We start from the raw sequence: 7,409 nt of genomic DNA, 5'->3' as shown, positions 1-7,409 counted from the left end.
TTAGGGTTATCCCCAAACTTTGTGGCAAAATCTTTGGACTTAATCTATGGCGCGACGTTCTCTGGGTGATGATGTCAAGGCGCGGGTGAAGCGTCTGTTTGAGGCGTTGCTAGATTATGTTGATGATGAATTTGAGGATGGCGATAAACTCGGAATTGATTTCAACTGGCAAAGCGAGACGCAGTTGGTAATTAGGACAAAGCGGCGCTATCTGGAAGAACTAACTGCAAAAGACAAATACGAAGGTCAGTTAACCCAAGCGCAAGTTCGGGAAGCGCTAAAACGTCTGGAAGATTATTTAAAAGTTTTAGAAGATAACCGTACCTCAATCAGAGGTTCGGAAGATTGGCACTTTACTTTGAAGCTGTGGCACAAACATAAAGAGGCGAATCTGAGGCAATTTGATATTGAGTGGGAAAATAAAAGACCGCCAAAATCTCAAGTTATTGCTAAGAAGATTAAGCTGCAAATCCATGACCTAACCGCTACATCTACTGACCTTAAAACCGTGGAAGGGGAATCAAAATCTGTTGCTAACAATATTCCTCCCAGCGGTGCCAAAGAATTTGTCGGACGCACTGAAGAATTGTTAAAAGTTCACCAGTTGTTGCAGGAAAATAAGCAAGTCGGTATCGCTGCTGTGGCTGGGATGGGTGGCGTGGGTAAAACGGAACTCGCTACTCAGTATGCAAGACAGTATTTATCAAGTTACGCGGGTGGCGTTTGCTGGCTATCTGCACAGGGAAATACGGGAACTGGCATTATTAGGTTTTTCCAGTTGAAATTTGAAATTGACCCACCGCAAGATTGGGAATTAACGGAGCAATTGGAGTTTTGTTGGGAGAAATGGCATCCCGGCAATGTTTTAATTGTGTTAGATGATGTCACCGACTACAAACAACAAGTCAAGCCTTATTTGCCGCCGCCGGAATTATCTCGATTTAAAGTATTGCTGACGACGAGAGTTCAGTTTGGATCATCTTTGCCGCAGTTACGGCTAGATGTGCTGAAACCTTTGGCGGCGATGAAGTTATTAGAATCAATAATTGGCAGGGAACGGCTAAAACGCGAAGCTTGGGTAGCGAGAAAACTTTGTGAATGGTTGGGATATTTGCCTTTGGGGTTAGAGTTAGTTGGTAGATATCTGGATCAACAGCCGAATTTGCTGCTGGAGAAACTACTGGCGCGATTGGAAAGAAAGCGACTGGAACACGAAGCGATCCAGAAACCTGACCCGTTAATGCGTTATGAATTGGGGGTGGCAGCAGCTTTTGATTTGAGTTGGGAACAGTTGGATGATAATGCACAAACTATCGGTGCTTGGCTGAGTTTGTATGCTTTGGCTCCGATTCCTCTATCTTTAGAGATAGAGGATGATGAAGAACAAGAAACCTGGGAAAAAGCGCTAAGCGATTTAATCAGTTTGCACTTGTTACAACACTTGGGGGAAGAAACTTATCGTTTGCATCCGTTGATTCGACAATTTTTCCAACAGAAGTTAAATAAGTCAGCCGAAGCGGAGGAATTGAAACGCCAATTTGCGGCGCTGATGGTAGCAGTGGCAAGGGAAATTCCTCAGCAGCCTACTTGCGAAGATATTATCAATTTCAGTCCGGTAATTCCCCATATAGAAGAAGCGGCTAACTATCTGATTGAATATATTAACGATGAGGATTTAATTTGGTCTTTCACAGGCTTAGGTAGGTTCTATAATGGTCAAGGATTTTATCAGCAGGCAGAACCTTGGTTAAAACAGTGTGTAGAAGTAGTTAAAAGTCGCCTCGGTGCAGAATATCCCGATGTCGCCGCCAGTCTCAACAGCTTAGCTGGTCTCTACTATAGTCAAGGACGCTACAGCGAAGCGGAACCATTGTTTCTGCAAGCACTTGACATCGCTCAAAAAAGTTTGACTGCCGACCATCCCCAAATTGCCATCGGTCTCAACAACTTAGCTGGTCTCTACTATAGTCAAGGACGCTACAGCGAAGCGGAACCATTGTTTCTGCAAGCACTTGACATTGCTCAAAAAAGTCTTCCCCTCAACCATCCCCAAATTGCCACCCATCTCAACAGCTTAGCTGGTCTCTACCGAAGTCAAGGACGCTACAGCGAAGCGGAACCATTGTTTCTGCAAGCACTTGACATCGCTCAAAAAAGTCTTCACCCCGATTATCCCAGTATTGTCATCCATCTCAACAGCTTAGCTTTACTCTACTCTGATCAAGGACGCTACAGCGAAGCGGAACCATTGCTTCTGCAATCACTTGACATCGATAAAAAAAGTCTTCCCCCCGACCATCCCCAAATTGCCACCGATCTCAACAACTTATCTGGTCTCTACTATAGTCAAGGACGCTACAGCGAAGCGGAACCATTGCTTCTGCAAGCACTTGACATCGCTCAAAAAAGTCTTCCCACCAACCATCCCCAAGTTGCTACCGACCTCAACAACTTAGCGGGACTCTACTATAGTCAAGGACGCTACAGCAAAGCGGAACCATTGTTTCTGCAAGCACTTGACATCGATAAAAAAAGTCTTCCCCCCGACCATCCTCAAATTGCCATCCATCTCAACAACTTAGCCAGTCTCTACAAATCTCAAGGACGCTACGGCGAAGCGGAACCATTGTTTCTGCAAGCACTTGACATCGATAAAAAAAGTCTTCTCCCCGACCATCCCCAAATTGCTACCGACCTCCACAACTTAGCTGGTCTCTACTATAGTCAAGGATGCTACGGCGAAGCGGAACCATTGTTGCTGCAAGCGATTGAAATTTGTCACCGTAGCTTAGGAGATAATCATCCGAATACGGTGAAATTTAAAGGAAATTTTGCAATTTTTTTAGAGGCAAGAAATGTGGAGAATCGGTTTAATATAGAGGCGTTGCGGGAGCATCCTTTGGGTGAGCAAATATTGGCACAATTGATAGCAATGATGGAAGAATCTGAGGATAATTCGCCAGGATGAGAGCGATCGCCTCTGGGAAATCCTGGGAACCAAATATACCCTGGCAAATGTAATTCGCGACTATACAAACAAAGTCTGCTTGCACGGACTAATAAATTTTATTTAACCCGCGAAGGCGGGTTTCGTCTGTGTAGCTGCGATTTCCAATCGCCAAGCTACAAAAATTACAGGGACTGAGTGAAAGCGTGAACTGACAAGTCAGCGCTTCGCTATCGCATCCGCCACATCAAGAGAGCGCGATCTCATCCACCGCATTATCCACCGCATTAAAGAGTGCGATCGCATCCACCGCATCAAGAGAGCGCGATCGCATCACCACATCCAAAGAGTGCGATCGCTACCTGCCGTTTTATACTGCTCAAGCAAGAAGCATCCCGTAGGATAAAAGATATCCACCTGCGACGGAATGACTATCTGTGGCTAAGTCAGAAGAATTGCATCCAGAGACGGCGATCGCGCTTGCCCGTACTCCCCTGTATGAACTTGCCCTCGAACAAAAAGCCCGATTGACTGCCTTTTCCGGCTGGGAAATGCCCGTACAATACACCGGAATCGGACAAGAACATTTGGCAGTCCGCACCACAGCGGGAATGTTCGATATCTCCCACATGGGGAAATTTACCTTCAAGGGAAAACAACTGATTTCGTCCTTACAGCCGCTAGTTCCCTCAGATTTAAGCCGCCTGAAAGCCGGTGAATCTCAGTACACCGTCCTACTGAATTCTCATGGCGGCATATTGGACGACATCATCTTCTATTATCAGGGCGAAGATGCAGACGGCGAACAGCGAGGCGCGATGATTGTCAACGCCGCCACCCGATCCAGAGACAAAGCATGGCTGTTTGCCCAACTCGAAACCACTCAAATTGATTTCGAGGATCTTTCCCTGGCAAAAGTTTTGATTGCCGTTCAGGGACCACAAGCGCTCGCATATCTTCAAGAATTTGTCAAGGAAGACCTGACGCCGATTAAGGCATTTGGACATTTAGAAGCAACCGTCTTGAATGAGCCAGCGTTCATCGCCCGGACTGGGTACACCGGAGAGGATGGATTTGAAGTCATGGTAGACCCAGAAGTGGGGGTAGACTTGTGGCGCAGTCTCTTCACGGCTGGCGTCGTACCCTGCGGACTCGGTGCCAGAGACACCCTGCGCCTGGAAGCAGCAATGGGCCTCTACGGGCAAGATATGGATGAAAGCACCACCCCATTAGAAGCTGGATTGGGTTGGCTGGTTCATCTGGATACGAAAGGCGATTTTATCGGGCGTCCAGTCTTAGAAAAACAGAAGGCAAATGGACTAGAACGACGCTTGGTAGGGCTGCAAATGCAGGGGCGTTTTATTGCACGTCATGGCTACCCGGTGCTAGCGAACGGTGAAGCCGTGGGCGTCGTCACCAGTGGCACGCTAGCACCAACGGTAGGGCAACCCATCGCCCTCGCCTATGTTCCTCCGAATCTGGCTCAGATTGGTCAGGAATTGGAGGTAGAAATTCGGGGCAAAGCTTATCCAGCCGTTGTCGTTAAAAAACCTTTTTACCGCTCCCCCAGTCGTCTTCCGAGCAAGTAAATGTATGGCGAACCGAGGTGGGTGGAGAAGGTGGTTGGTGAATCGGGCGGCATTGACTAGGCTTGCCATCATTGGCATTCTTCTGGGCGTAGCCGCTTGGGCGTGGTTTACATCGATTTGGATGCCCGGAGTCAGTTACCAAGCTGCATTGCCGCCGCTGACTCCGCAGGAGGAAACGCTGCGAGATGCCCTCCGCCAGGATGTGGAAAAGATTGCCGGGGAACTGGGAGAACACAACTTCTCGAACTATAAGAATCTGGCGGCGGCGGCTGATTTCTTGGAAGTATCTTTGAGCAGTGCTGGCTATAAAGTGCAACGGCAAGGATACAAAATTGCTGAGAATACCTACTACAACCTAGAAGCCGAGATTGTCGGGACAAATCGAGCCGACGAGATTGTGGTGATTGGAGGTCACTATGACTCTGTATTTGGAAGTCCCGGTGCCAATGATAACGGCACGGGTGCCGCAGCCGTCCTAGAGTTGGCGCGTGCCTTTACTGGAAAAAAGACTTCCCGAACTCTGCGCTTCGTTGAGTTTGTGAATGAGGAACCGCCATTTTTCCAGACGCCGGAAATGGGAAGCGTCGTTTATGCCAAACGTTGCCGCAACGCCGGTGAAAATATTGTCGCCATGCTCAGTTTGGAAACAATCGGCTACTACTCCGACAAGCCAGGAACCCAGAAATACCCATTTCCTTTGAGCCTGTTTTATCCCTCACAGGGTAACTTTATTGCCTTTGTGAGCAACCCAACCTCTGCTAATTTGGTGAGGAAAGCGATCGCCTCTTTCCGTCGTCACGCGAAGTTCCCCTCCGAAGGTGCCGCCCTCCCAGAAAGTATTCCCGGCGTCGGCTGGTCGGATCAATGGTCTTTCTGGCAGCAAGGTTATCCCGGCATCATCGTCACAGACACTGCACCCTCCCGTTACCCCCACTATCACACTTCACAAGATACCCCCGATAAAATTGATTACGACCGTTTGGCGCGGGTGGTGGCTGGATTAGAGGGCGTTGTTGCCGACTTGGCGGGGAGTCAGTAATCAAGGTTATCTGCACGGCTTCAACCGCTCCTTCCGTCAAGCCTGCGGGGAGTGTGCCTATCCCCAAGCCTCAGCCTCTGGGCAAATTGCGCTGAAACTGATCCACCAACTGGGCAAACTCCCGCACAGCTTTCTCAGACTGTTGTGCTGCCACCCAGCTAAAGTCATTGTGACCGGCTTCATCCACCCACAAAAAGCGCTTCGGTTCGTTAGCAGCCGCAAAAAGTTGCTCCCCGTGCCAAAAGGGAATCACTTCATCCCGCTTCCCGTGCATGACCAAAACTGGGCAACGCACCTTTTTAATCTTGTCGAGATTGCGGAACCGATCAAAGGGCACAATCGGGATGTGCGTCAGCACTCGAAACGCCGTAATAAACCCACTTTCCACAATTAAACCCGCAAGCGGTTGACGAGAAGCCAAATCCACCGTTGGTCCACTTCCCACCGAACGCCCATAAGCAATAATTCGATTCGGTGGCACACCTAGTTGCTGAGTCAGATAAGTATAAGCCGCGTCGATATCCCGATAAGAATTGCGCTCGGTAGGCGTTCCTTGACTGGTTCCATAACCGCGATAATCATACGAAAAGACGGCAAAACCCATGTTCCGCAAACCTTGACGCACCGACAGCACATCAAATAAGTCTTCAGCGTTACCGTGACTATATAAAATTGTGTAAGTGGCATTGGGATTGGGCAGATAAGCTGCCGAGATTTGCACGCCATCCGTTGTGGTTAGCTTGAGAATCTCGCTACTGTCCCGATAGCTGGACGGCTGGGGCACAAAAATCATCCTATCGGAAAAGAAATAGGCGTAGAAGCAAAGAAAAGCGTAGATGAAAATGGCAGAGCGCATAAGTCTTTTAACAGAAAATTCACCGAAAAGCAGGCGTTTAAGCTTTTTCTTATCCATAATGTTTCTGATATTACGGTTTGAAGCTGTAAACTTAATGGCTGGTTAAAGCTATTTGAGCGCGTATTTGAGGAAGGAAGTGCAATGGCTCTGGAATATCCTGAAGACCTAAAATATCTGGATTCTCACGAGTATGTGCGACTGGAGGGTGAAATTGCCACAATTGGCATCAGCGCCTTTGCAATCGATCAGCTGGGCGATATTGTATTTCTGGATTTGCCAGAAGTCGGAGACGCCCTCTCAAAGGGAGAGAGTTTTGGGACAATTGAATCGGTGAAAGCGGTTGAAGATATGTATGCCCCGGTCAGCGGGACAGTTATAGAACGCAATACTGCCATCTTGGAAGCTCCGGAACACGTATCGGAAGATCCTTACGGCGAAGGATGGTTTTTAAAAGTTCGGATTAACGACCCTGATGAGCTGGATGAGGCTTTATCGGCAGAGGAGTATCGTTCGCAGGTGGAAGGAGAGTAGATCCGGGACTTACACACTGAAAGCTTGAAGCCGAGATCCCCTAACCCCCTATTTTTCGGACGAGCCGGAAAAGTCCCCTTTTTAAAGGCTACGGTGTACACACAAGTCTTCTTGAACTTGCAAGTCCCGTTTTGATCCCCCCTATCCCCAGAGGGGACCCCGAATCCCCCCTTAAAAAGGGGGGAAATAAATGTCAAAGTCCCCCTTAAAAAGGGGGATTTAGGGGGATCGATCAACGTTTTGCCACTTAACCAAAGATGTCTGTACACCGTAGCCTTTTAAAGGGGGATGCAAGGGGGATCTCTGCGTAAGTCCTATAAATATAGCAACCGCCAAGATAGTTAGGACGTAGAGTAGAGATCACCTGTTGTCCTGAAGTTATTCAAGCTGCTCATGGCAAACCCCTATAGTTATGACCTGCGTCAGAAGGTGATCCAAGCGATCGAG

General features: G+C 48.3%; 5 protein-coding genes. 4 read left to right on the top strand and 1 reads right to left on the bottom strand.

Features of this window, described 5'->3' with window-relative positions:
* Positions 1–46 precede the first annotated feature (46 nt).
* The 3 genes from H6F50_RS06965 (at position 47) to H6F50_RS06955 (ending at position 5,575) form a co-directional block, all read left to right on the top strand.
* Positions 47–2,968 (top strand): tetratricopeptide repeat protein, encoded by a 2,922-nt coding sequence (locus H6F50_RS06965; protein WP_190427867.1) that lies wholly within the window; start codon positions 47–49, stop codon positions 2,966–2,968.
* Between the two features lie 416 nt (positions 2,969–3,384).
* The gene (gene gcvT, locus H6F50_RS06960; RefSeq protein WP_347277140.1) at positions 3,385–4,536 is read left to right on the top strand and encodes a glycine cleavage system aminomethyltransferase GcvT; all 1,152 of its coding nucleotides are present in this window, start codon (positions 3,385–3,387) and stop codon (positions 4,534–4,536) included.
* 4 nt (positions 4,537–4,540) lie between these two features.
* Positions 4,541–5,575 (top strand): M28 family peptidase, encoded by a 1,035-nt coding sequence (locus tag H6F50_RS06955; RefSeq protein WP_190427865.1) that lies wholly within the window; start codon positions 4,541–4,543, stop codon positions 5,573–5,575.
* Positions 5,576–5,645: 70 nt separating this feature from the next.
* On the opposite strand, the gene H6F50_RS06950 is transcribed toward H6F50_RS06955, so the two are convergent.
* A complete protein-coding gene (locus H6F50_RS06950) occupies positions 5,646–6,488 on the bottom strand; it encodes an alpha/beta hydrolase (protein WP_190427864.1) in 843 nt (280 codons plus the stop codon).
* A gap of 84 nt (positions 6,489–6,572) precedes the next feature.
* Between H6F50_RS06950 and gcvH the strand changes: the two genes are divergently transcribed.
* Entirely contained in the window at positions 6,573–6,962 is a 390-nt protein-coding gene (gene gcvH, locus H6F50_RS06945) for a glycine cleavage system protein GcvH (RefSeq protein ID WP_190427863.1), read from the top strand.
* Positions 6,963–7,409 lie beyond the last annotated feature (447 nt).

It is taken from the genome of Coleofasciculus sp. FACHB-712 (assembly GCF_014695635.1).
Lineage (GTDB): Bacteria > Cyanobacteriota > Cyanobacteriia > Cyanobacteriales > FACHB-T130 > FACHB-T130.
The sequence above is the reverse complement of the archived record's forward strand: the minus strand, read 5'-3'. Positions and strand labels throughout refer to the sequence as shown.